The organism is Enterobacter sp. DNB-S2 (assembly GCF_019443845.1).
In the GTDB taxonomy this organism is placed as follows: domain Bacteria; phylum Pseudomonadota; class Gammaproteobacteria; order Enterobacterales; family Enterobacteriaceae; genus Enterobacter; species Enterobacter asburiae_B.
Genome location: NZ_CP050520.1, coordinates 234980 through 256712 on the forward strand (window position 1 = coordinate 234980; position 21733 = coordinate 256712).

Genomic DNA, 21733 nt, shown 5'->3' on the forward strand with positions numbered 1-21733 from the left:
CCCGTGATTCAATTGGTAATTACCAGCTAGCCTTTTTCAAGCCTGGCACTTCACCGCGCATGGCGGCTTCACGCAGTTTGATACGGCTCAACCCAAACTTGCCCACATAACCATGTGGACGACCTGTTTGACGACAGCGGTTACGCTGACGAGACGGGCTGGAATCACGCGGCAGAGACTGCAGCTTGAGAACCGCATTCCAACGATCTTCGTCGGAAGCGTTCACATCAGAAATGATCGCTTTCAGTTCAGCGCGTTTAGCGAAGAATTTATCAGCTAAAGCTACGCGCTTTACTTCGCGTGCTTTCATTGATTGCTTAGCCATTCAGTAACCCTACCTTACTTGCGGAACGGGAAGTCAAAGGCAGCCAGCAGAGCACGGCCTTCTTCGTCAGATTTCGCAGTAGTGGTAATGGTAATATCCAAACCACGCACGCGGTCGACTTTATCGTAGTCGATTTCTGGGAAGATGATCTGCTCACGGACACCCATGCTGTAGTTACCACGACCGTCGAAAGACTTAGCGGACAAGCCACGGAAGTCACGGATACGTGGAACAGCAATAGTGATCAGGCGCTCAAAGAACTCCCACATGCGTTCGCCACGCAGAGTTACTTTACAGCCGATCGGATAGCCCTGACGGATTTTGAAGCCTGCAACAGATTTGCGTGCTTTGGTGATCAGCGGTTTTTGACCGGAGATTGCTGTCAGGTCAGCTGCTGCGTTATCCAGCAGTTTCTTGTCAGCGATCGCTTCACCAACACCCATGTTCAGGGTGATCTTCTCGACCCGAGGGACTTGCATGACAGAATTGTAGTTAAACTCAGTCATGAGTTTGTTAACTACTTCGTCTTTGTAGTAATCATGCAGTTTCGCCATCGTACTACTCCAAATTACTTGATAGTTTCGCTGTTAGACTTGAAGAAACGGACTTTTTTGCCGTCTTCGAATCTAAAGCCTACACGGTCAGCCTTGCCGGTAGCCGCATTGAAGATTGCAACGTTAGAAACCTGAATAGCAGCTTCTTTTTCAACGATGCCACCTGGTTGGTTCAGGGCCGGAACCGGCTTCTGATGTTTCTTAACCAGGTTGATACCTTCAACGACAAGTTTGCCGGAAGACAGAACATTTTTTACTTTACCGCGTTTACCTTTATCTTTACCGGTTAACACGATAACTTCGTCATCACGACGGATTTTCGCTGCCATGATTCGCTCCTTAGAGTACTTCTGGTGCCAGAGAGATAATTTTCATGAACTTCTCAGTACGAAGTTCACGAGTTACCGGCCCAAAGATACGCGTGCCGATAGGCTGCTCGCTGTTATTGTTTAAAATAACGCATGCATTACCATCGAAGCGAATGACAGAACCGTCAGGGCGACGAACACCCTTCTTGGTGCGCACCACTACCGCCTTCAGCACATCACCTTTTTTGACCTTACCACGTGGAATTGCTTCCTTGATGGTGATCTTGATGATGTCGCCTACGCCTGCGTAGCGACGGTGCGAGCCACCCAGAACCTTGATACACATTACGCGACGTGCACCGGAGTTGTCGGCGACGTTCAGCATAGTCTGTTCTTGGATCATTTTAGTGCTCCGCTAATGTCAACTACTACCTGAGACTCTAAAATCAGAGCCGTTAAAAAGCCCCATATCGAGGGCGCGGCATTATAACACCGCTTCTGCAATATGGGTAGAAAAAATAAACGGCTCATCGCTGAGCCGTTTATTCGTATTGAGAAGGCGTACTGTATTACAGAACCGCTTTCTCTACAACGCGAACCAGCGTCCAGGACTTAGTCTTGGACAGTGGACGGCATTCACGGATTTCAACCTTGTCGCCGATACCACATTCGTTGTTCTCGTCATGTACGTGCAGTTTGGTCGTACGCTTGATGAATTTACCGTAGATCGGGTGTTTCACAATACGTTCGATAGCTACAACAATGGATTTCTCCATTTTGTCGCTAACAACACGACCTTGCAGAGTACGGATTTTATCGGTCATTACGCACCCGCCTTCTGAGTCAGTAAAGTCTTAACGCGTGCAACATTGCGACGCACTTGCTTCAGCAGGTGAGTCTGTTGCAGTTGGCCACTTGCAGCCTGCATACGCAGGTTGAACTGCTCACGCAGCAGGTTCAGCAGCTCAGCGTTCAGCTCTTCAACGCTTTTTTCACGCAGCTCTTTTGCTTTCATTACATCACCGTCTTAGTTACAAAGGTGGTTTTGATAGGCAGTTTCGCTGCTGCCAGGCCGAAGGCTTCACGGGCCAGCTCTTCCGGAACACCGTCCATTTCATAAAGGACTTTGCCCGGTTGGATTAAGGCAACCCAGTACTCCACGTTACCTTTACCTTTACCCATACGAACTTCCAGTGGCTTCTCGGTGATCGGTTTGTCCGGGAATACACGGATCCAGATCTTACCTTGACGCTTAACTGCACGGGTCATTGCACGACGTGCTGCTTCGATCTGACGTGCAGTCAGACGACCACGGCCAACAGCTTTCAGACCGAAAGTGCCGAAGCTAACATCCGTACCCTGCGCCAGACCACGGTTGCGGCCTTTGTGCACTTTACGGAATTTTGTACGCTTTGGTTGTAACATCAGCGACGCTCCTTATTTACGGCCTTTACGCTGCTGCTTTTTAGGTTGAGCAGCCGGTTTTTCCGGTTGTTCAACAGCAGCCATACCACCCAGGATCTCACCTTTGAAGATCCATACCTTAACGCCGATTACACCGTAAGTGGTGTGCGCTTCAGAGGTGTTGTAGTCGATGTCAGCACGCAGAGTGTGCAGCGGTACGCGACCTTCGCGGTACCATTCGGTACGTGCGATTTCCGCGCCGCCCAGACGGCCGCTAACTTCAACTTTAATACCTTTAGCGCCCAGACGCATTGCGTTCTGTACAGCACGCTTCATAGCACGACGGAACATAACACGACGTTCCAGCTGTGAAGTGATGCTGTCAGCAACCAATTTAGCGTCCAGTTCAGGCTTACGAACTTCAGCGATATTGATCTGTGCAGGAACGCCAGCGATATCCGCTACGACCTTGCGCAGTTTTTCTACGTCTTCGCCTTTCTTACCGATAACGATGCCAGGACGAGCAGTGTGAATAGTCACACGGATGCTCTTCGCTGGACGCTCGATAACGATACGAGATACAGACGCTTTAGCCAGTTCCTTAGTCAGGTACTGACGTACTTTAAAATCGCTGTCCAGGTTGTCAGCGAATTCTTTGGTGTTCGCAAACCAGGTAGAGTTCCATGGTTTTACAATACCCAGGCGAATACCATTAGGATGTACTTTCTGACCCATTGCTAGTCTCCAGAGTCTCAGCGATCGGACACAACCACAGTAATGTGGCTGGTGCGCTTCAGGATGCGATCTGCACGACCTTTCGCACGCGGCATAATGCGCTTCATGCTTGGGCCTTCATCTACGAAAATTTTCGCGACTTTCAGATCGTCGATGTCAGCGCCATCGTTGTGTTCAGCGTTAGCAATGGCAGATTCCAGTACTTTCTTGACCAATACCGCAGCTTTCTTGTTGGTATAGGTCAGGATGTCCAGGGCCTGCGACACTTTCTTACCGCGAATCAGGTCAGCAACAAGGCGAACCTTCTGAGCAGAAGAACGAGCATGGCGATGTTGAGCTAAAGTTTCCATCTCTTCCTCCTACCTTATTTCTTCTTCGCTTTTTTATCAGCAGCGTGGCCGCGATAAGTACGAGTCGGTGCGAATTCACCCAGTTTGTGACCAACCATTTCGTCGGTAACAAAGACTGGAACGTGCTGACGACCATTATGGACAGCGATGGTCAAACCGATCATGTTAGGAAAGATCGTTGAACGACGGGACCAAGTGCGCAGGGGCTTCTTGTCTCCGCTTTCCACCGCTTTCTCTACCTTCTTCAGCAAGTGCAGGTCAATAAAAGGACCTTTCTTGAGAGAACGTGGCATGGCTTATCCTCTAAAATTATTTGCTACGGCGACGTACGATAAATTTATCAGTACGCTTGTTGCTGCGGGTCTTCTTACCTTTGGTCTGAACGCCCCACGGAGTTACCGGGTGCTTACCAAAGTTACGACCTTCACCACCACCATGTGGGTGGTCGACTGGGTTCATCGCAGTACCGCGAACGGTAGGACGAACACCACGCCAGCGTGCAGCACCTGCTTTACCCAGAACGCGCAGCATATGCTCAGCATTGCCAACTTCGCCCAGAGTAGCGCGGCAGTCTGCTTCGACTTTACGCATTTCACCAGAACGCAGACGCAGGGTGACATAAGCACCATCACGAGCAACGATCTGAACGTAAGTACCAGCGGAACGTGCCAGCTGACCGCCTTTACCTGGTTTCATTTCTACGTTATGAACGGTAGAACCAACCGGGATATTGCGCATCGGCAGGGTGTTGCCTGCTTTGATTGCAGCATCAACGCCAGACTGAATCTGGTCGCCAGCTTTCAGGCCTTTAGGGGCCAGGATGTAACGGCGTTCGCCGTCTTTGTACAGAACCAGCGCAATGTTCGCGGAACGGTTCGGATCGTACTCAAGACGTTCAACAACTGCTGGGATACCGTCTTTGTTGCGTTTGAAGTCAACAATACGATAAGCCTGCTTGTGGCCACCACCGATGTGACGAGTGGTGATACGGCCATTGTTGTTACGACCACCGGATTTGCTGTTTTTTTCCAGCAACGGAGCAAAAGGTTTGCCCTTGTGCAGCTCAGGGTTAACCACTTTAACTACGTGGCGACGACCCGGAGATGTCGGTTTACATTTAACAACTGCCATTGTATTACTCCTCCGACTTACTCAGCGCCGCCAACGAAGTCCAGATTCTGGCCTTCTTTCAGGGTGACGTAAGCTTTTTTCCAGTCGCTACGACGACCGATACGCTGTCCGTGACGTTTAACTTTCCCTTTAACTACCAGGGTGTTAACGACTTCGACTTCGACTTCAAACAGTTTCTGCACAGCAGCTTTGATCTCTGCTTTGGTCGCGTCTTTAGCAACTTTGAGAACGATGGTGTTTGTTTTTTCCATCGCAGTAGACGCTTTTTCAGAAACGTGCGGTGCGCGAAGCACCTTCAGCAGACGTTCTTCACGAATCATGCCAGCATCTCCTCAACTTGCTTAACAGCATCAGCAGTCATTACGACTTTGTCGAAGGCGATCAGGCTAACCGGGTCGATACCAGTCGCATCGCGTACGTCAACCTTGTGCAGGTTACGTGCGGCCAGGAACAGGTTCTCGTCCAGCTCACCGGTGATGATCAGCACATCTTCCAGAGCCATGTCTTTCAGTTTCTGTGCCAGCAGCTTAGTTTTAGGCGCTTCAACAGAGAACTTCTCGACAACGATCAGACGATCCTGACGTACCAGTTCGGACAGGATGCTTTTCAGCGCGCCGCGGTACATCTTTTTGTTAACTTTTTGACTGTGGTCCTGTGGACGCGCAGCGAAGGTCACGCCACCTGAACGCCAGATCGGGCTCTTGATAGAACCTGAACGCGCACGGCCGGTACCTTTCTGGCGCCATGGCTTTTTGCCAGAACCAGTTACTTCAGCACGAGTCTTCTGAGCACGAGTACCCTGACGAGCACCAGCTGCATAAGCAACAACAACCTGGTGAACCAGCGCTTCGTTGAAATCACGACCGAAGGTAGTTTCGGAAACAGTCAGCGCGCTCTGCGCGTCTTTCAATACTAATTCCATTGCTATCCCCTTACGCCTTCACAGCTGGTTTAACGATCAGGTCGCTACCGGTTGCACCCGGAACTGCACCTTTAACCAGCAGCAGGTTGCGCTCAGCGTCAACACGTACTACGTCCAGGCTCTGAACGGTCACACGTTCGTTACCCAGCTGACCTGCCATTTTCTTGCCTTTGAACACTTTGCCCGGAGTCTGGTTCTGACCGATAGAACCCGGAACGCGGTGAGACAAGGAGTTACCGTGGGTAGCGTCCTGGGTACGGAAGTTCCAGCGCTTAACGGTACCAGCAAAACCTTTACCTTTAGAGGTACCGGTTACGTCAACTTTTTTAACGTCAGCAAACAGCTCAACGCTAATGTCCTGACCTACGGTGAACTCTTCGCCTTCAGCAAGACGGAATTCCCACAGACCACGGCCAGCTTCTACGCCAGCTTTAGCGAAGTGACCCGCTTCTGGTTTGGTTACACGGTTAGCTTTTTTAGCACCAGTGGTCACCTGAACAGCGCGGTAGCCATCGTTAGCCAGATCTTTAACCTGGGTAACGCGGTTTGCTTCAACTTCGATTACGGTTACTGGGATTGAAACGCCATCTTCAGTGAAGATGCGGGTCATGCCCACTTTTTTACCGACTAAACCAATCATTGTATCAACCTCTCAATCGCTCGATGACCTGATTAACCCAGGCTGATCTGCACGTCTACACCGGCAGCCAGATCCAGACGCATCAGAGCATCAACGGTTTTCTCAGTTGGCTCAACGATGTCAACCAGACGCTTGTGAGTGCGGATTTCGTACTGATCACGCGCGTCTTTGTTGACGTGCGGAGAGATCAGAACGGTGAAGCGCTCTTTGCGGGTCGGCAGCGGGATCGGACCACGGACTTGCGCACCAGTGCGCTTAGCAGTCTCGACGATTTCCGCGGTTGATTGATCGATCAGACGATGATCAAACGCTTTAAGGCGGATACGGATTCTTTGGTTCTGCATGAGACCAGAGCTCCAATTATTTTATAAACGAAAATGATTACTCCTCAAACCCATTACGATTGATGGGAGAGTGTAACCGTTCTTACGTAGCTCCCCAATTGGGAGCATTGTTGAGTAACAAAATGAGCTACTCTGGTTCTGATTGAACCCGCCGTCAATTACGACAAGCCCGCGCATTATACGTAAATCTGGACAAGACGCAAGTGGCGTTTAGAAATTAAGCGCCAGAGGCGCAGTATGCGTAAGGGCGCGCAACTTTTTACGCAATGTATCCCTTCTCAAGGCTTTGTCTCGAGCCCCTACGCAAGTGTCGTTTTTATAGATTGCCGACCAGGTCGATTATAGCGAGGATGCGCTCAAACCCTTTTGAGGCCTTTTCCATGTTAACCACCCTCCCCTTTTTGCTGGTCTATTTTTCGCTGACTGCCTTTCTCGTCCGTGCAGATATTCGCTACGGACTGCTTCCCGATAAATTTCTCTGCCCGTTGCTATGGGCGGGCCTGCTCTTTCAGCTCTGTGTCCAACCTGATTTTCTGCCGAGTGCAGTGGTGGGAGCGATGGCTGGATATGTCGGCTTTGCCGTTATTTACTGGGGATATCGGTTTATCTGCCGGCGTGAAGGGATGGGATACGGCGATGTAAAATACCTGGCGGCGCTTGGCGCGTGGCATGGCTGGTGCATGCTGCCTACACTGGCGTTACTCGCTGCGCTTATGGCGCTACTTAGCATTCTTGTGTTTTCGTTACTCACCGGCGATAAGGGAGCATTAAAAAACCCACTGCCTTTTGGGCCATTTCTGGCAGCAGCGGGTTTATGCGTAGGCTGGAAGACGGTGGTTACTCTTCCACTTTAATCTGCGACTGAAGGTAGTTCTGCAGACCGATTTTAGCAATCAGATCCAGCTCCGTTTCCAGCCAGTCAATATGACCTTCTTCATCGGCCAGGATCTGGATCATCATATCGCGACTAACGTAGTCATGTACGCTGTCGGCATAAGCAATGGCTTCACGGAGATCTTTGGCGCCTTCAAGTTCCAGCCTGAGGTCGGAACGCAGCATCTCTTCGACATCTTCTCCGATGCCCAGCTTTCCAAGATCCTGCAGGTTTGGAATGCCTTCAAGGAATAAAATACGCTCGATATATTTATCAGCGTGCTTCATTTCATCGATCGATTCATGGTACTCAACGTCGTTCAGACGTTTAAGCCCCCAGTTTTTGAACATTCTCGCGTGAAGAAAGTACTGGTTAATTGCGACAAGCTCATTTCCCAATAATTTATTGAGATAACTTATGATTTTAACATCACCTTTCATTATATAGTCCCTCCGCTTCCACTCATTGAAGCGTAGATCGGGCTACAGGGATGTCAAAAAAAAGATGGGCGCTTACGCGATCTCTTTGTATTCCGGGATCTGCATCAATTCGTCCTGCATGATCTCTCGCGCAGCACGTACACATTTACCGCATTGATTTCCCACCGGAACAAATTTGCGTAGTTGCTGAAATGACTGAGGCTGAAACTGGCGAACGGCCTGACGTATTTTCTTGTCGCTTACACCATTACATAAACAAACGTACATAGAGACTCCCGTTCAAATTATGCGCAAAGTGTAAGTGAGAATGGTTATGATTACAATAGCACAAACGCCACAATACGGGGCGGGAGCAGGCAAAAAATGCGAAATTTTGTGACAGTAACTGAGCGGCAGAAAACAAAAAAGGACGCCGAAGCGTCCTTTTTTTTATTCGGGGATAATTAATTAGCCCAGAACTTTAGCAACAACGCCCGCGCCAACGGTACGGCCGCCTTCACGGATTGCGAAACGCAGACCGTCGTCCATCGCGATTGGGTGGATCAGAGTCACAACCATCTTGATGTTGTCGCCTGGCATTACCATCTCAACGCCTTCTGGCAGTTCGATGGTACCGGTCACGTCAGTTGTACGGAAGTAGAACTGTGGACGGTAGCCTTTGAAGAACGGAGTATGACGGCCGCCTTCGTCTTTGGACAGGATGTACACTTCAGATTCGAACTTGGTGTGTGGCTTGATTGAGCCTGGCTTCGCCAGAACCTGACCACGTTCGATTTCTTCACGTTTGATACCACGCAGCAGAACACCAACGTTCTCACCAGCACGGCCTTCGTCCAGCAGTTTACGGAACATTTCAACGCCAGTACAGGTAGACTTCGCAGTCTCTTTGATACCAACGATTTCAACTTCTTCACCAACTTTGATGATACCGCGCTCTACACGACCGGTAACAACGGTACCACGACCGGAGATGGAGAATACGTCTTCGATTGGCAGCAGGAATGGCTTGTCAATCGCACGCTCTGGTTCTGGGATGTAAGAATCCAGGAAGCCAGCCAGTTCGATGATTTTAGCTTCCCACTCAGCTTCGCCTTCCAGCGCTTTCAGAGCAGAACCACGAACGATTGGAGTGTCGTCGCCCGGGAAATCGTACTGAGACAGCAGTTCACGAACTTCCATCTCTACCAGTTCCAGCAGCTCTTCGTCATCAACCATGTCGCATTTGTTCAGGAACACGATGATGAAAGGAACGCCTACCTGACGACCCAGCAGGATGTGCTCACGAGTCTGAGGCATTGGGCCGTCAGTCGCAGCAACAACCAGGATCGCGCCGTCCATCTGCGCAGCACCGGTGATCATGTTTTTAACATAGTCGGCGTGGCCTGGGCAGTCTACGTGTGCGTAGTGGCGAGTCGGGGTGTCATATTCAACGTGGGAAGTGTTGATGGTGATACCACGTGCTTTTTCTTCTGGTGCGTTATCGATCTGGTCGAATGCACGAGCAGAACCACCGTAGGTTTTAGCCAGAACGGTAGTGATTGCAGCAGTCAGGGTAGTTTTACCATGGTCAACGTGGCCGATAGTACCAACGTTGACGTGCGGTTTTGTACGTTCAAATTTTTCTTTAGACACGGCTATATTCCTTACTATAGTGCTCTCCCCTGTGGAGAGAGCACGGGACTTAGGTTTTAATCCTGTGGATTACTTACCACGGGCTTCAATAACGGCCTGAGCAACGTTGTTAGGCGCATCATCATACTTCAGGAATTCCATGGTGTATGATGCACGACCTTTGGTCAGAGAACGCAGCTGAGTTGCATATCCGAACATTTCAGACAGCGGAACTTCAGCGTGGATCTTAACGCCAGTTACTTCGGATTCCTGACCACGCAGCATACCGCGACGACGGCTCAAGTCACCGATAACGTCACCGGTGTTCTCTTCAGGAGTTTCTACTTCAACCTTCATGATTGGCTCAAGCAGAACTGGTTTTGCTTTCTTAAAGCCTTCTTTAAAGGCAATAGACGCAGCCAGTTTAAACGCCAGTTCAGAGGAGTCAACGTCGTGGTAAGAACCGAAGTGCAGACGAACACCCATGTCAACAACCGGATAGCCAGCCAGAGGGCCTGCTTTCAGCTGTTCCTGGATGCCTTTATCAACGGCTGGGATGTATTCGCCAGGAATTACACCACCTTTGATGTCGTTGATGAACTCGTAACCTTTCGGGTTAGAGCCCGGCTCCAGTGGGTACATGTCGATCACAACGTGACCGTACTGACCGCGACCACCAGACTGCTTAGCGTGTTTACCTTCAACATCGGTAACTTTCGCGCGAATCGCTTCGCGGTAAGCAACCTGAGGTTTACCCACGTTCGCTTCAACGTTGAATTCACGCTTCATACGGTCAACGATGATGTCCAGGTGCAGTTCACCCATACCAGCGATGATGGTCTGGTTAGATTCTTCATCAGTCCATACGCGGAATGATGGGTCTTCTTTCGCCAGACGGCCCAGAGCCAGACCCATTTTTTCCTGGTCAGCTTTGGTTTTTGGTTCAACTGCGATGGAGATTACCGGCTCAGGGAATTCCATACGCTCCAGAATGATCGGGTGATCCGGGTCACACAGGGTGTCACCAGTGGTCACGTCTTTCAGACCGATAGCTGCAGCGATGTCGCCCGCACGAACTTCTTTGATCTCTTCACGTTTGTTAGCGTGCATCTGTACGATACGGCCAAAACGTTCACGCGCCGCTTTCACGGAGTTCAGGATGGTGTCACCGGAGTTAACCACACCAGAGTAAACGCGGAAGAAGGTCAGGTTACCCACGAATGGGTCGGTAGCAATTTTGAACGCCAGTGCAGAGAATGGCTCTTCGTCGCTTGCGTGACGCTCAGCCGGAGTATCTTTACCGTCGTCCAGGATGCCGTTGATCGCAGGAACGTCAACTGGGGATGGCAGGTAGTCAACTACCGCATCCAGCATCGCCTGAACACCTTTGTTCTTGAACGCAGAACCACAGGTTACCAGGATGATTTCGTTGTTCAGAACGCGCTGACGCAGAGCTTTTTTGATCTCTTCTTCAGTCAGTTCTTCACCACCCAGGTATTTCTCCATCAGCTCTTCAGAAGCTTCAGCAGCGGATTCGATCAGGTTCTGGTGCCATTCGTCAGCCAGGTCCTGCATTGCAGCTGGGATATCTTCGTATTCGAAGGTAACGCCCTGGTCTGCATCGTTCCAGTTGATGGCTTTCATTTTCACCAGGTCGATAACGCCGGTGAAGCCTTCTTCAGCACCAATTGCCAGCTGCAGCGGAACAGGGTTCGCGCCCAGACGGGTTTTGATCTGGCCAACAACTTTCAGGAAGTTAGCACCCATACGGTCCATTTTGTTAACGAACGCGATGCGTGGAACTTTATATTTGTTCGCCTGACGCCATACGGTTTCAGACTGTGGCTGAACACCACCAACTGCGCAATAAACCATTACCGCGCCGTCAAGAACACGCATGGAACGTTCTACTTCGATGGTGAAGTCAACGTGCCCTGGGGTGTCGATGATGTTTACGCGATGCGGTTCGTACTGCTTAGCCATACCTGACCAGAATGCAGTAGTCGCTGCGGAGGTGATAGTGATACCACGCTCCTGCTCCTGTTCCATCCAGTCCATGGTGGCTGCGCCGTCATGAACTTCACCGATTTTATGGTTTACACCGGTGTAGAACAGAATACGTTCGGTAGTAGTGGTTTTACCGGCGTCGATGTGCGCACTGATACCGATGTTACGGTAGCGTGCGATGGGTGTTGTACGAGCCATTTGATTCCTCGTTTATATCTTTAGGCGTTCAGTTAAGTTACCCAGAGCGGGCGGCTTCTCTGAAGCGCCCGCCTGGTGACTAATACTCCGAAGGGATTACCAACGGTAGTGTGCGAACGCCTTGTTGGCTTCTGCCATACGGTGAACGTCTTCACGTTTCTTAACTGCAGTACCTTTGTTGTCTGCAGCATCAGAAAGTTCGTTCGCCAGACGCAGAGCCATGGATTTATCACCGCGTTTACGAGCAGCTTCAACGATCCAACGCATTGCCAGAGCATTACGACGAACCGGACGAACTTCAACTGGAACCTGATAAGTAGAACCACCAACGCGGCGGGACTTAACTTCTACGGTTGGGCGAACGTTGTCGAGAGCGACTTCGAAAGCTTCCAGTTCATTTTTACCAGAACGCTGAGCCAGGGTCTCAAGCGCGCTGTATACGATTGCTTCTGCAGTAGATTTTTTACCATCTACCATCAGGATATTTACAAATTTTGCCAGCAGTTCTGATCCGAATTTCGGATCTGGAAGAATTTTACGCTGACCAATAACGCGACGACGTGGCATGGGAATACTCCGTTGTTAATTCAGGATTGTCCAAAACTCAAAGAGTTTAGTTTGACATTAAGATAAATCAGTTTGGCCTTACTTAACGGAGAACCATTAAGCCTTAGGACGCTTCACGCCGTACTTGGAGCGAGCCTGCTTACGGTCTTTAACACCTGAGCAGTCGAGCGCACCACGAACGGTGTGGTAACGAACACCCGGAAGGTCTTTAACACGACCGCCACGGATCAGGATCACGGAGTGCTCCTGCAGGTTGTGACCTTCACCACCGATGTAGGAAGTCACTTCGAAACCGTTAGTCAAACGCACACGGCATACTTTACGCAGTGCGGAGTTTGGTTTTTTAGGAGTGGTGGTATATACACGAGTACATACGCCACGTTTCTGCGGGCAGGCTTCCAGCGCAGGCACGTTGCTCTTTGCAACTTTGCGTGCGCGTGGTTTGCGTACCAGCTGGTTAACTGTTGCCATTAAATAGCTCCTGGTTTTAGCTTTTGCTTCGTAAACACGTAATAAAACGACCTCATACAATATGAGGACGCGAAATTTTAGGGCTACGTCGAAAAGGTGTCAAGAAATATACAACGTTCTCAAATCACCAGTTCATTTGACTGGCGTGCGTCACAGTAAGATTGACGAAATCAGTATAGCCAACCACGTCAATTTTGGCTGAAATTTGACCAGAAAGACCCCGCGCATCCAGATCGTCCTTCAGCGCAGAGACTGTTATGGGGGCATTCGTGAGAATTTCAACGAAACGACTGCCGTCCAGTGCGGCAAGCACACCATCCTGAATCAGCAGCAGGTCATCACCTTCGCGCAGCATACTCAGTAACGCGTCGATATCACATTGCCACGGTGAATGGCTCAGAGTATGGAGCATGTCAGCCTCAGAAAGTCAGAACGGTGTCGTAGTGGGAAAGGTGTTCGCGCAATGCAGCAGAAGACAAGACTGTCACATCCAGCACGAAAGGCGTTGCCTCGTTTAGGGAGCGCGCAGCCAGGGAGTCGGCACAGACATAGAAGGTTTCGATATCGTAAAGCGGTAACACTTTGAACGTCGCGATGTAATCACGCGCCAGAATGGCCTGAGGCTGTTGCCCCGCCAGAAGCTGAAATACGCCGTCGCCCAAAAAGAAGACACCGATATCTTCGGTCAATGCTGAGGTCGCGAGCAGCGCATCCAGCCCTTCTCTGCCGGACGCATTGCCGTGCGGTGCGGAGGAAAAAACAAACGCGACACGCTTCATCAGAATTGCACCACTCTGTCGCAGGTTAATGCCGCTTGTGCCAGTGCACCCAGGCCACTCAACGAAAAGCCGGGCTGCAGGTTAGAACCCGATAAACCAAGACGTGCGGCTTCGGTTGCATCGGTCACCCCGCGGCGCAGTGCCGCCGCCACGCAGATGTGCAGTTCTACGCCCTGCTTTTCGTTTAATGCCTGCCAGGCGCGCACCAGATCGAATTCGTCGCTCGCCGGTGACGTAAACTGATTCGCGTTATACACCCCTTCCCGATAGAAGAAAACGCTCGCCAGCTCATGTCCGGCCGCCAGTAGCGCATGCGCAAACTGCAGCGCGCTGCTGGCCTGCTGAGTGCCGTACGCCGGGCCTGTCACCATTAACGCAAAACGCATTACTTGTCTTGTCCCTGGAAATCGCCGCTTTTGAACTGGCGAATATAGAGGTAGACCGTGTGCTTGGAGATGTTCAGACGATCGGCCACCTGGTTGATGGCGTCTTTAATATCAAAAATCCCTTTTTCGTAGAGATTGAGCACGATCTGGCGATTCTTGGCGTTGTTCGAGACGTTGCGATCGGCATTCACCTCTTCAATCGTAAACTCAAGCGTCTGCGTCACCAGATCTTCAACGGAGGAGGCAAAGTTAACAGAAGAGCCAACGTCCGGCGTTTCTGGTGGAATAAAGGTGCTCATGATTTGCGAGAATGGCACATCAAGGTTCATGTTGATGCACAGCAGCCCAATAACACGATGCTCGCGGTTTCGAATCGCGATGGTTTCTGATTTCATCAGCACGCCGCTTTTGGCGCGGGTGAAATAGCATTTGGAGACGCTGCTGTCCGCGCCGGTCATGTCATGCAGCATACGCAATGCAAGGTCGGTAATTGGCGAACCAATTTTACGGCCAGTATGTTCACCATTCGCAATGCGGATGGCGGAACACTTCAGATCTTGCAGGGAGTGCAATACGATTTCGCAGTGGGAGCCAATGAGCATCGCTAACCCGTCCACTACCGCTTCGTAGGATTTCAGAATATCGAAGTCGGTCTGATCGAAAGGACGTTGATCCAGCAAATCAAGTTCACTGGTTTCGTTGGTTAAAAGCGACCTGGACATGAAAAAAACACTCCTTTTCAGGAGCCTGTCGTTAGGTTTTCAGGGCAGGCTCATTATCTACACGGACAACTAAATTAATACAGCGTGCGTAGCGCTTTCCAGTGTTAATTATATCTGCCCCACAATAAAAAAACCGCCGCCTGAAAGGCGGCGGTTTTTTTCAACATTACTTCTTAGCAGCAGCGGCTTTATCGTCAGCCGGTGCGTCTGCTTTCGCATCCGCTTTCGGTGCCGGTTTGATATCCAGCAGCTCTACGTCAAAGACCAGCGTAGAGTTGGCAGGAATACCCGGAACGCCGGTTTTGCCATAGGCCAGATCCGGTGGGATAACCATCTTGATCTTGCCGCCTTTCTTGATGTTTTTCAGGCCTTCAGTCCAGCCAGGGATCACACCATCCAGACGGAAGGAGAGCGGCTCACCGCGGGTGTAAGAGTTATCGAACTCTTTACCGTCGATCAGCGTACCTTTGTAGTTCACAACAACGGTGTCGCTGTCTTTAGGCGCATCGCCGGTGCCTTCTTTCTCAACTTTGTACACCAGGCCGGTAGAAGAGGTTTTCACACCTTTCTCTTTGGCAAAGGTATCTCGGTAGGCTTTGCCTTTCGCTTCGTTGTCTTTAGCGTCCGCGTCCATCTTGGTCTGCGCGGCACCCTTCACGCGCGCTTCGAACGCCTGCAGAGTCTGTTCAATTTCCTGGTCAGACAGCTTGCTCTTATCTGCAAATGCGTCCTGAACGCCCGCGATCAGCTGAGCTTTATCCAGTTTGATGCCCAGTTTCTCTTGTTCTTTCAGAGAGTTTTCCATGTAGCGACCCAGAGATGCGCCCAGTGCGTAGGCGGATTTCTGGTCGTCATTTTTGAACGCCGCTTTGCTGTCTGCAGTGGCAGCAGGCTTCGCAGCAGTATCAGCAGCGAATGACAGCGGCGCGTTCAGCGCAACAGCCATCGTCGTCGCCAGCAGCGTTACTTTAAACAGTGATTTCATCCATATCTCCAGGGCCTGGGGACTCTCACCCCAGCGTTAAACGTAAATGAGTTACGTACTATAAAACGTTGCGGAAGAAATCTACAGACAGACACTTCCAATTCTCGCCACTTTTCAGACTATTTTTGTTTAAATAAGTTTCCTGCCAAAGGGATGCAGACTGTACTTAAGGATAAACTCAGTTAAACTGCGCCGCCGCAGGGCCATTATGGCGAATCTGAAATAAACGAGGTGAATGATGAAGGATACAGCAATAGAAGCGAGAATGGCTGAGCTGGAAAGCCGCCTGGCTTTTCAGGACATCACCATCGAAGAGCTAAACCAGACCGTGACCGCACATGAGCTCGAAATGGCAAAACTGCGGGATCATATGCGCCTGCTGACGGAAAAGCTGAAGGCTACACAGCCGTCAAACATTGCCTCTCAGTCAGAAGAGACGCCACCTCCTCATTATTGAGGCGCAAAAAAAGCGGGATAATCCCGCTTTTTTTGTGCCCGGTGGCGCGAAGCTTACCGGGCCTACATACCAAATACCCTATGGATTTCGAGTCGCAGGAAGGCGGCAAGCTTGAAAATCCCCGGGAGCATAGATAACTATGTGACCGGGGTTTGAAAGCGCAGCCAACGCACCTGCGGCTTGAAAGACGACGGGTATTAGTGGCAACCGCAGCCGCCGTTACCGCAACCACCTTTACCGTGGTCATGACCATGGTCGTGATCGTGGCCGTGACCACCGCAGCAGCCGTCGTGGCCGTGATCGTGGTCATGGTCGTGACCGTGCGCACCGTGAACGTGGCCATGAGCCAGCTCTTCTTCGGTCGCTTCACGGATCGCAACAACTTCTACGTTGAACTTCAGGTTCTGGCCAGCCAGCATGTGGTTACCGTCAACCACGACGTGGTCATCTTCCACTTCGGTGATTTCAACAGGAACCGGGCCCTGGTCAGTTTCAGCCAGGAAGCGCATGCCAACCTGCAGTTCGTCAACGCCCATGAACACGTCTTTAGGAACGCGCTGAACCAGGTTGTCGTCATACTGACCGTAAGCGTCGTTCGCGCCTACAGCAACGTCAAATTTGTCGCCAACTTCATGACCTTCCAGCGCGTTTTCCAGGCCGGAAATCAGGGAACCGTGACCATGCAGGTAGTCAAGCGGCGCACTCACCGGAGACTCATCAACCAACACACCGTCTTCTGTACGTACCTGATAGGCCAGGCTGACCACCAGGTCTTTTGCTACTTTCATGATATCTCCTGAGCGTGGGAAAATTGCTGGCGCAGATTGTAGCGGAAATCTGCACCCGTGTACCCTTTAGCTTAAAAAAACTCAGGGCATATCGCTAGTCCGGATGAAAAATCCCGATAACTTGCTCTTCTTTGCGAACGTGATCGCGGGCCTCTTTATCGGCCTCACGCATCTGGTGACCGCACTTAACACACTCAACAACATCAACATTATTTTCCCGCCACATCGCCAGGGTATCTTGCGCCTGACAGGTCGGACATTTTGCACCCGCGATAAAGCGTTTACGTACAGCCATCTTTCGTTACCCTTTATTCAAATTCATCCCAGCCATCAAGCTGGCGTCGTTCCTGTTGCATCTCTCGCTGGAAGATCTCCTCCAGCTCGCGACGCGCTTCCCGCACGCGGGAGATCTGCGCCGTATCGGTATGTACCGGCATCAGCTCGCGCAGCATCCGCATATCCAGCCGGCGGAAGTGCATCTGGGCGCGCTGCGCCTGATGCGGATGCATGCCGAGCGAGATCAGCGCCTTACGGCCCAGCTCCAGCGCACTGGAGAACGTCTCACGGGAGAAGTGTTTCACACCCGCCTGCAACAATTCGTGAGCTTCAACACGTCCCCGCGCACGCGCCAGAATATGCAGATGCGGGAAATGCTGCTGGCACAGATCCACCAGCTTCATCGTGTCTTCCGGATCGTTACAGGTAATCACGATGGACTCTGCCGCTTCCGCCCCCGCCGAGCGCAGCAGCTCGAGCTGGGTCGCATCGCCGTAGTAAACCTTGTAGCCATATTTACGCATCAGGTTGACCGCGCTGATATCCCGCTCCAGTACCGTAATGCGCATTTTGTTCGCCATCAGCAGGCGTCCAATCACCTGTCCAAAACGGCCAAAGCCCACCACAATCACCTGCGGCTTGTCGTCTTCCACCCACGGCGCTTCGTCTTCATCGTCATTTGGGTTCAGGCGGCGCGACAGCAGTTTATCCACCAGCTTCATCAGCAGCGGCGTGGTCATCATAGACAGCGTGACCGTCACCAGCAAAAGCGCCATCTGATCGTCTTTAAACAGCTTCTGGGAGGATGCGGTCGAGAACAGCACAAACGCGAACTCGCCTCCCTGGCTTAACACGCTGGCAAACTGCATGCGTTCCGAACTGCGCAGCCCGTAGATACGTGACATCACGTACAGCACCAGCATCTTCACCGCAACCAGAATGGCGACGCTCACTATCACCCACAGCAGATGGGTATAGAGGACGCCAAGGTTAAGCGCCATCCCCACCGAAATAAAGAACAGGCCTAGCAGCAGCCCTTTGAAGGGATCGATGGCAATTTCCAGCTCGTGACGATACTCGCTCTCCGCCAGCAGCACCCCGGCGATAAAGGTCCCGAGCGCCATCGACAGCCCCAGCGCGTCCATAAACAACGCCGATCCCAGCACCAGCAGCAGCGTCGCGGCGGTAAACACCTCGCGAACGCCCGACGCGGCAATAAAGCGGAACACGGGACGTAACAGGAAACGACCGCCAATCAGCATGCCCGCGAAGGCCAGCACCTTCATGGCGATTTTAGCCCAGTCGAAGTGATCGTCCCCGGACCCCGCCAGCAGCGGCACCAGCGCCAGCGCTGGGATCACCGCCAAATCCTGGAACAGCAGCACCGAAAAGCCCAGCTGACCGGCTTCGTTACGGTTCATCCCTTTGTCGCGCATCAGCTGTAGCGCCATCGCCGTCGACGACATCGCAAGGCCTATTCCGCCTATCACCGCCGCCTGCCAGGAGAAACTCGTCAGCATTAACAGGCCGCCCAGAATAGCGGCGCTGAACAGCACCTGCGCGGCCCCCACGCCAAAGATAGATCGCCGGAGCTGCCACAACTTAGAAGGATTCAGCTCCAGGCCAATGATGAACATCAGGAACACCACGCCCAGCTCGGAGAAATGGAGAATTTCATCCACATCGCTGATGAATCCCAGCCCCCAGGGGCCAATCGCGATCCCCGCCAGCAGATACCCCAGCACCGCACCTATTCCAATACGTGCAGCAAGCGGCACCGCAACGACGGCCGCAAATAAAAACAGCACCCCGGCGAGGAGTAAATTCGATCCTTCCATTAACGACCTCCTGCCGGAATTGGGGACGCCAGCCATTCACCGTAGGCTCTGGCGTGGCTTGCCAGCTCTTTCGGATCCTGACGCCGCGCCCAGTAGACAATAATCGGGCTCATCCAGTGCATACGGCACATCGCCGCCGTCAGCTCGAATGGCCTGAGGATATCGCTCATCGGATAGCGGTTCAGCCCGTCGTGGCGGTAAGCGCTTTCGGGTTCACCGGTCGTAATCACACTACGCCAGTACTTTCCCGCCAGCTGGTTGCCCCCCACCCCGCTGGAGAAGCCCCGGCTCAACACGCGGTCCAGCCACTCTTTGAGCAGCGCCGGACAGCTATAGGTATAAAGCGGATGCTGGAACACAATCACGTCATGCTGACGCAGCAGCTCCTGCTCGTAAGGGATATCAATAAAGAAATCAGGATAGTGCGCGTAGAGATCGTGCACCGTTACGTTACTAAGCTGTGTGGCCGGCTTAAGCAGCACCCGGTTTGCCACCGAGTCCTGAGATTCCGGATGGGCATACAGCAGCAGCACTTTTGCTGTCTGAGACATCATTCCCCTCCCGGTCTTGTTTCTGTTTTTGTGTATCGTCGCTGTTTTGGGCTACCATGGCGGCCCGGTGCGGAAAATGGCCCACACCTTACATTATCATAATGACAAATTAACATAGTCGGAACATACGGCGCTTCTATGATTGTTTTCTCCTCGTTACAAATTCGTCGCGGCGTGCGCGTCCTGCTGGATAACGCCACTGCTACCATCAACCCGGGCCAAAAAGTGGGTCTGGTCGGCAAAAACGGCTGCGGTAAATCCACCCTGCTGGCGCTGCTGAAAAACGAGATTAGCGCGGATGGCGGTAACTTTACCTTCCCGGGAAACTGGCAGCTCGCTTGGGTAAACCAGGAGACGCCTGCGCTGAGCGAACCGGCACTCGACTATGTTATCGACGGCGACCGTGAATACCGTAAGCTCGAAGCGGAACTTCATTCTGCTAACGAGCGCAACGACGGTCACGCCATCGCCACCGTTCACGGCAAGCTGGACGCCATCGACGCGTGGACCATTCGCTCCCGCGCCTCCAGCCTGCTGCACGGCCTGGGCTTCAGCAACGAACAGCTGGAACGTCCGGTCAGCGACTTCTCCGGCGGCTGGCGTATGCGCCTCAACCTGGCGCAGGCGCTGATCTGCCGCTCTGACCTGCTGTTGCTCGACGAACCGACCAACCACCTCGATCTCGATGCGGTTATTTGGCTGGAGAAGTGGCTCAAGAGCTATCAGGGCACTCTGATTCTGATCTCCCACGACCGCGACTTCCTTGACCCGGTGGTGGATAAAATTATTCATATCGAACAGCAAACGATGTTCGAGTACACCGGCAACTACAGCTCCTTCGAGCGCCAGCGCGCGACGCGTCTCGCCCAGCAGCAGTCCATGTACGAAAGCCAGCAGCAGCGCGTGGCGCATCTGCAGAGCTTCGTGGATCGCTTTAAGGCCAAAGCCTCAAAAGCCAAGCAGGCCCAGAGCCGCATCAAGATGCTGGAACGCATGGAGATGATCGCCCCGGCGCACGTGGATAACCCGTTCCACTTCAGCTTCCGCGAGCCGGAAAGCCTGCCTAACCCGCTGCTTAAGATGGAGAAGGTCAGCGCGGGCTATGCCGACCGCATTATTCTCGACTCCATCAAGCTCAACCTGGTGCCGGGTTCACGTATTGGCCTGCTGGGGCGTAACGGCGCCGGTAAATCGACGCTGATCAAACTGCTGGCGGGCGAGCTTAACCCGGTCAGCGGCGAAATCGGCCTCGCGAAGGGCATCAAGCTGGGTTACTTCGCCCAGCATCAGCTGGAATTTTTACGCGCGGATGAATCGCCGATTCAGCACCTCGCGCGTCTTGCGCCGCAGGAGATGGAGCAGAAGCTGCGCGACTATCTCGGCGGCTTCGGCTTCCAGGGCGATAAGGTGACTGAAAACACCGAGCGCTTCTCCGGCGGCGAAAAGGCCCGTCTGGTGCTGGCGCTGATCGTCTGGCAGCGCCCGAACCTGCTGCTGCTCGATGAACCGACCAACCACCTGGATCTCGACATGCGTCAGGCGCTGACCGAAGCGCTGATTGAGTTCGAAGGCGCGCTGGTGGTGGTTTCGCACGACCGTCACCTGATCCGCTCCACCACGGACGATCTCTATTTAGTGCACGGCGGCAAAGTCGAACCGTTCGACGGCGATCTGGAAGACTATCAGCAGTGGCTGACGGACGTGCAGAAGCAGGAAAACCAGCCGGAAGAGTCAGCGAAAGACAACGCCAACAGCGCGCAGGCGCGTAAAGATCAGAAGCGCCGTGAAGCGGAGCTGCGCACCCAGACGCAGCCCCTGCGTAAAGAGATTACCCGTCTCGAAAAAGAGATGGAAAAACTCAACGCCACGCTGGCTATCGTTGAAGAGAAGCTCGGCGATAGCGGCCTGTACGACCAGAGCCGCAAGGCTGAGCTGACCGACTGCCTGCAAACCCAGGCGAAGACCAAATCCAGTCTCGAAGAGTGCGAGATGGCGTGGCTCGACGCGCAGGAACAGCTGGAAGCGATGCTGCAGGCTGACTGACTTATTTACCCCGTTTGAAGAGCAGAA

General features: G+C 52.4%; 33 protein-coding genes. 3 read left to right on the forward strand and 30 right to left on the reverse strand.

From position 1 onward, the window contains the following. Positions 1-19: 19 nt before the first annotated feature. The 15 genes from rpsN to rpsJ all read right to left on the reverse strand — a co-directional run bounded on the left by rpsN (position 20) and on the right by rpsJ (position 6713). Complete coding sequence (rpsN, locus tag HB664_RS01240) at positions 20-325, reverse strand: 30S ribosomal protein S14 (RefSeq protein WP_003863291.1); 306 nt, start codon at positions 323-325, stop codon at positions 20-22. A gap of 14 nt (positions 326-339) precedes the next feature. Then, positions 340-879 carry a 50S ribosomal protein L5 gene (gene rplE / locus HB664_RS01245; protein WP_001096206.1) on the reverse strand — a complete coding sequence of 180 codons (540 nt, stop codon included), beginning with the start codon at positions 877-879 and terminating at the stop codon, positions 340-342. Positions 880-893: 14 nt separating this feature from the next. Next, on the reverse strand, positions 894-1208 hold the full coding sequence (gene rplX / locus HB664_RS01250; protein WP_003863287.1) for a 50S ribosomal protein L24: 315 nt from the start codon (positions 1206-1208) through the stop codon (positions 894-896). Positions 1209-1218: 10 nt separating this feature from the next. After that, positions 1219-1590: a 50S ribosomal protein L14 gene (gene rplN, locus HB664_RS01255; RefSeq protein ID WP_002919748.1), complete on the reverse strand. Its 372-nt coding sequence runs from the start codon at positions 1588-1590 to the stop codon at positions 1219-1221. Between the two features lie 166 nt (positions 1591-1756). Next, positions 1757-2011: a 30S ribosomal protein S17 gene (rpsQ, locus tag HB664_RS01260; protein ID WP_008503489.1), complete on the reverse strand. Its 255-nt coding sequence runs from the start codon at positions 2009-2011 to the stop codon at positions 1757-1759. Then, positions 2011-2202, reverse strand: coding sequence for a 50S ribosomal protein L29 (gene rpmC / locus HB664_RS01265; RefSeq protein WP_003863282.1), 192 nt, complete (start codon positions 2200-2202; stop codon positions 2011-2013). The genes rpsQ and rpmC overlap by 1 nt, the downstream gene beginning before the upstream one ends. Then, entirely contained in the window at positions 2202-2612 is a 411-nt protein-coding gene (rplP, locus tag HB664_RS01270; protein ID WP_002919759.1) for a 50S ribosomal protein L16, read from the reverse strand. The genes rpmC and rplP overlap by 1 nt, the downstream gene beginning before the upstream one ends. Before the next feature lie 12 nt (positions 2613-2624). Further along, the gene (gene rpsC, locus HB664_RS01275) at positions 2625-3326 is read right to left on the reverse strand and encodes a 30S ribosomal protein S3 (RefSeq protein ID WP_000529945.1); all 702 of its coding nucleotides are present in this window, start codon (positions 3324-3326) and stop codon (positions 2625-2627) included. Between the two features lie 17 nt (positions 3327-3343). Then, on the reverse strand, positions 3344-3676 hold the full coding sequence (gene rplV / locus HB664_RS01280; protein WP_002919773.1) for a 50S ribosomal protein L22: 333 nt from the start codon (positions 3674-3676) through the stop codon (positions 3344-3346). Between the two features lie 14 nt (positions 3677-3690). Further along, complete coding sequence (gene rpsS / locus HB664_RS01285; RefSeq protein ID WP_001138117.1) at positions 3691-3969, reverse strand: 30S ribosomal protein S19; 279 nt, start codon at positions 3967-3969, stop codon at positions 3691-3693. 16 nt (positions 3970-3985) lie between these two features. After that, positions 3986-4807 carry a 50S ribosomal protein L2 gene (gene rplB, locus HB664_RS01290; protein WP_000301859.1) on the reverse strand — a complete coding sequence of 274 codons (822 nt, stop codon included), beginning with the start codon at positions 4805-4807 and terminating at the stop codon, positions 3986-3988. Between the two features lie 17 nt (positions 4808-4824). After that, positions 4825-5127 (reverse strand): 50S ribosomal protein L23, encoded by a 303-nt coding sequence (gene rplW, locus HB664_RS01295; RefSeq protein ID WP_000617546.1) that lies wholly within the window; start codon positions 5125-5127, stop codon positions 4825-4827. Beyond that, positions 5124-5729, reverse strand: coding sequence for a 50S ribosomal protein L4 (gene rplD, locus HB664_RS01300; RefSeq protein WP_000424395.1), 606 nt, complete (start codon positions 5727-5729; stop codon positions 5124-5126). The genes rplW and rplD overlap by 4 nt, the downstream gene beginning before the upstream one ends. 10 nt (positions 5730-5739) lie before the next feature. Then, a complete protein-coding gene (rplC, locus tag HB664_RS01305) occupies positions 5740-6369 on the reverse strand; it encodes a 50S ribosomal protein L3 (RefSeq protein WP_006178923.1) in 630 nt (209 codons plus the stop codon). Positions 6370-6401: 32 nt separating this feature from the next. After that, positions 6402-6713, reverse strand: a complete 312-nt coding sequence (rpsJ, locus tag HB664_RS01310; protein ID WP_001181005.1) for a 30S ribosomal protein S10 — start codon at positions 6711-6713, stop codon at positions 6402-6404. Positions 6714-7093: 380 nt separating this feature from the next. On the opposite strand from rpsJ, the gene HB664_RS01315 reads away from it, so the two are divergent. Then, complete coding sequence (locus HB664_RS01315; RefSeq protein ID WP_064673113.1) at positions 7094-7567, forward strand: A24 family peptidase; 474 nt, start codon at positions 7094-7096, stop codon at positions 7565-7567. Here the strand turns inward: HB664_RS01315 and bfr are convergent. From bfr to fkpA, 11 genes are all read right to left on the reverse strand, one after another. After that, a complete protein-coding gene (gene bfr / locus HB664_RS01320) occupies positions 7551-8027 on the reverse strand; it encodes a bacterioferritin (RefSeq protein ID WP_008503492.1) in 477 nt (158 codons plus the stop codon). The genes HB664_RS01315 and bfr overlap by 17 nt on opposite strands. Before the next feature lie 72 nt (positions 8028-8099). Beyond that, positions 8100-8294 carry a bacterioferritin-associated ferredoxin gene (bfd, locus tag HB664_RS01325; RefSeq protein WP_008503493.1) on the reverse strand — a complete coding sequence of 65 codons (195 nt, stop codon included), beginning with the start codon at positions 8292-8294 and terminating at the stop codon, positions 8100-8102. 180 nt (positions 8295-8474) lie between these two features. Continuing rightward, complete coding sequence (gene tuf, locus HB664_RS01330; RefSeq protein ID WP_014068448.1) at positions 8475-9659, reverse strand: elongation factor Tu; 1185 nt, start codon at positions 9657-9659, stop codon at positions 8475-8477. Positions 9660-9728: 69 nt separating this feature from the next. After that, positions 9729-11843 (reverse strand): elongation factor G, encoded by a 2115-nt coding sequence (gene fusA / locus HB664_RS01335; RefSeq protein ID WP_033146789.1) that lies wholly within the window; start codon positions 11841-11843, stop codon positions 9729-9731. A gap of 96 nt (positions 11844-11939) precedes the next feature. Continuing rightward, positions 11940-12410 (reverse strand): 30S ribosomal protein S7, encoded by a 471-nt coding sequence (rpsG, locus tag HB664_RS01340; protein WP_004106370.1) that lies wholly within the window; start codon positions 12408-12410, stop codon positions 11940-11942. Between the two features lie 96 nt (positions 12411-12506). Beyond that, positions 12507-12881, reverse strand: a complete 375-nt coding sequence (rpsL, locus tag HB664_RS01345; protein WP_000246815.1) for a 30S ribosomal protein S12 — start codon at positions 12879-12881, stop codon at positions 12507-12509. A gap of 124 nt (positions 12882-13005) precedes the next feature. After that, positions 13006-13293, reverse strand: a complete 288-nt coding sequence (gene tusB / locus HB664_RS01350; protein WP_033146790.1) for a sulfurtransferase complex subunit TusB — start codon at positions 13291-13293, stop codon at positions 13006-13008. Between the two features lie 7 nt (positions 13294-13300). Further along, positions 13301-13660 carry a sulfurtransferase complex subunit TusC gene (gene tusC / locus HB664_RS01355; RefSeq protein WP_219940283.1) on the reverse strand — a complete coding sequence of 120 codons (360 nt, stop codon included), beginning with the start codon at positions 13658-13660 and terminating at the stop codon, positions 13301-13303. After that, complete coding sequence (gene tusD / locus HB664_RS01360; protein WP_033146792.1) at positions 13660-14046, reverse strand: sulfurtransferase complex subunit TusD; 387 nt, start codon at positions 14044-14046, stop codon at positions 13660-13662. Before tusD ends, tusC begins: the two co-directional genes overlap by 1 nt. Next, complete coding sequence (locus tag HB664_RS01365) at positions 14046-14768, reverse strand: transcriptional regulator (protein WP_014171909.1); 723 nt, start codon at positions 14766-14768, stop codon at positions 14046-14048. Before HB664_RS01365 ends, tusD begins: the two co-directional genes overlap by 1 nt. A gap of 166 nt (positions 14769-14934) precedes the next feature. Further along, positions 14935-15753, reverse strand: a complete 819-nt coding sequence (gene fkpA, locus HB664_RS01370; RefSeq protein ID WP_023309460.1) for an FKBP-type peptidyl-prolyl cis-trans isomerase — start codon at positions 15751-15753, stop codon at positions 14935-14937. Positions 15754-15991: 238 nt separating this feature from the next. Between fkpA and HB664_RS01375 the strand changes: the two genes are divergently transcribed. Further along, positions 15992-16210, forward strand: a complete 219-nt coding sequence (locus tag HB664_RS01375; RefSeq protein WP_023309461.1) for a protein SlyX — start codon at positions 15992-15994, stop codon at positions 16208-16210. A gap of 197 nt (positions 16211-16407) precedes the next feature. Here HB664_RS01375 and slyD read toward each other — a convergent pair whose 3' ends face one another. The 4 genes from slyD to kefG form a co-directional block, all read right to left on the reverse strand. Then, positions 16408-16998, reverse strand: coding sequence for a peptidylprolyl isomerase (gene slyD / locus HB664_RS01380; protein ID WP_014833521.1), 591 nt, complete (start codon positions 16996-16998; stop codon positions 16408-16410). A gap of 94 nt (positions 16999-17092) precedes the next feature. Continuing rightward, a complete protein-coding gene (locus tag HB664_RS01385) occupies positions 17093-17293 on the reverse strand; it encodes a YheV family putative zinc ribbon protein (protein ID WP_033146793.1) in 201 nt (66 codons plus the stop codon). Between the two features lie 13 nt (positions 17294-17306). Next, positions 17307-19112: a glutathione-regulated potassium-efflux system protein KefB gene (gene kefB, locus HB664_RS01390; RefSeq protein WP_219940284.1), complete on the reverse strand. Its 1806-nt coding sequence runs from the start codon at positions 19110-19112 to the stop codon at positions 17307-17309. Next, a complete protein-coding gene (gene kefG / locus HB664_RS01395) occupies positions 19112-19666 on the reverse strand; it encodes a glutathione-regulated potassium-efflux system ancillary protein KefG (RefSeq protein ID WP_021242220.1) in 555 nt (184 codons plus the stop codon). Before kefG ends, kefB begins: the two co-directional genes overlap by 1 nt. Positions 19667-19801: 135 nt before the next feature. Between kefG and HB664_RS01400 the strand changes: the two genes are divergently transcribed. Continuing rightward, positions 19802-21706: an ABC transporter ATP-binding protein gene (locus HB664_RS01400; protein WP_033146795.1), complete on the forward strand. Its 1905-nt coding sequence runs from the start codon at positions 19802-19804 to the stop codon at positions 21704-21706. Positions 21707-21733: the final 27 nt, after the last annotated feature.

Excerpts from the sequence above, each read along its gene's own strand:
- rpsN (WP_003863291.1), bottom strand. The coding sequence starts at position 325 with ATGGCTAAGCAATCAATGAAAGCACGCGAAGTAAAGCGCGTAGCTTTA.
- rplE (WP_001096206.1), bottom strand. The coding sequence starts at position 879 with ATGGCGAAACTGCATGATTACTACAAAGACGAAGTAGTTAACAAACTC.
- rplX (WP_003863287.1), bottom strand. The coding sequence starts at position 1,208 with ATGGCAGCGAAAATCCGTCGTGATGACGAAGTTATCGTGTTAACCGGT.
- rplN (WP_002919748.1), bottom strand. The coding sequence starts at position 1,590 with ATGATCCAAGAACAGACTATGCTGAACGTCGCCGACAACTCCGGTGCA.
- rpsQ (WP_008503489.1), bottom strand. The coding sequence starts at position 2,011 with ATGACCGATAAAATCCGTACTCTGCAAGGTCGTGTTGTTAGCGACAAA.
- rpmC (WP_003863282.1), bottom strand. The coding sequence starts at position 2,202 with ATGAAAGCAAAAGAGCTGCGTGAAAAAAGCGTTGAAGAGCTGAACGCT.
- rplP (WP_002919759.1), bottom strand. The coding sequence starts at position 2,612 with ATGTTACAACCAAAGCGTACAAAATTCCGTAAAGTGCACAAAGGCCGC.
- rpsC (WP_000529945.1), bottom strand. The coding sequence starts at position 3,326 with ATGGGTCAGAAAGTACATCCTAATGGTATTCGCCTGGGTATTGTAAAA.
- rplV (WP_002919773.1), bottom strand. The coding sequence starts at position 3,676 with ATGGAAACTTTAGCTCAACATCGCCATGCTCGTTCTTCTGCTCAGAAG.
- rpsS (WP_001138117.1), bottom strand. The coding sequence starts at position 3,969 with ATGCCACGTTCTCTCAAGAAAGGTCCTTTTATTGACCTGCACTTGCTG.
- rplB (WP_000301859.1), bottom strand. The coding sequence starts at position 4,807 with ATGGCAGTTGTTAAATGTAAACCGACATCTCCGGGTCGTCGCCACGTA.
- rplW (WP_000617546.1), bottom strand. The coding sequence starts at position 5,127 with ATGATTCGTGAAGAACGTCTGCTGAAGGTGCTTCGCGCACCGCACGTT.
- rplD (WP_000424395.1), bottom strand. The coding sequence starts at position 5,729 with ATGGAATTAGTATTGAAAGACGCGCAGAGCGCGCTGACTGTTTCCGAA.
- rplC (WP_006178923.1), bottom strand. The coding sequence starts at position 6,369 with ATGATTGGTTTAGTCGGTAAAAAAGTGGGCATGACCCGCATCTTCACT.
- rpsJ (WP_001181005.1), bottom strand. The coding sequence starts at position 6,713 with ATGCAGAACCAAAGAATCCGTATCCGCCTTAAAGCGTTTGATCATCGT.
- HB664_RS01315 (WP_064673113.1), top strand. The coding sequence starts at position 7,094 with ATGTTAACCACCCTCCCCTTTTTGCTGGTCTATTTTTCGCTGACTGCC.
- bfr (WP_008503492.1), bottom strand. The coding sequence starts at position 8,027 with ATGAAAGGTGATGTTAAAATCATAAGTTATCTCAATAAATTATTGGGA.
- bfd (WP_008503493.1), bottom strand. The coding sequence starts at position 8,294 with ATGTACGTTTGTTTATGTAATGGTGTAAGCGACAAGAAAATACGTCAG.
- fusA (WP_033146789.1), bottom strand. The coding sequence starts at position 11,843 with ATGGCTCGTACAACACCCATCGCACGCTACCGTAACATCGGTATCAGT.
- rpsG (WP_004106370.1), bottom strand. The coding sequence starts at position 12,410 with ATGCCACGTCGTCGCGTTATTGGTCAGCGTAAAATTCTTCCAGATCCG.
- rpsL (WP_000246815.1), bottom strand. The coding sequence starts at position 12,881 with ATGGCAACAGTTAACCAGCTGGTACGCAAACCACGCGCACGCAAAGTT.
- tusB (WP_033146790.1), bottom strand. The coding sequence starts at position 13,293 with ATGCTCCATACTCTGAGCCATTCACCGTGGCAATGTGATATCGACGCG.
- tusC (WP_219940283.1), bottom strand. The coding sequence starts at position 13,660 with ATGAAGCGTGTCGCGTTTGTTTTTTCCTCCGCACCGCACGGCAATGCG.
- tusD (WP_033146792.1), bottom strand. The coding sequence starts at position 14,046 with ATGCGTTTTGCGTTAATGGTGACAGGCCCGGCGTACGGCACTCAGCAG.
- HB664_RS01365 (WP_014171909.1), bottom strand. The coding sequence starts at position 14,768 with ATGTCCAGGTCGCTTTTAACCAACGAAACCAGTGAACTTGATTTGCTG.
- fkpA (WP_023309460.1), bottom strand. The coding sequence starts at position 15,753 with ATGAAATCACTGTTTAAAGTAACGCTGCTGGCGACGACGATGGCTGTT.
- HB664_RS01375 (WP_023309461.1), top strand. The coding sequence starts at position 15,992 with ATGAAGGATACAGCAATAGAAGCGAGAATGGCTGAGCTGGAAAGCCGC.
- slyD (WP_014833521.1), bottom strand. The coding sequence starts at position 16,998 with ATGAAAGTAGCAAAAGACCTGGTGGTCAGCCTGGCCTATCAGGTACGT.
- HB664_RS01385 (WP_033146793.1), bottom strand. The coding sequence starts at position 17,293 with ATGGCTGTACGTAAACGCTTTATCGCGGGTGCAAAATGTCCGACCTGT.
- kefB (WP_219940284.1), bottom strand. The coding sequence starts at position 19,112 with ATGGAAGGATCGAATTTACTCCTCGCCGGGGTGCTGTTTTTATTTGCG.
- kefG (WP_021242220.1), bottom strand. The coding sequence starts at position 19,666 with ATGATGTCTCAGACAGCAAAAGTGCTGCTGCTGTATGCCCATCCGGAA.
- HB664_RS01400 (WP_033146795.1), top strand. The coding sequence starts at position 19,802 with ATGATTGTTTTCTCCTCGTTACAAATTCGTCGCGGCGTGCGCGTCCTG.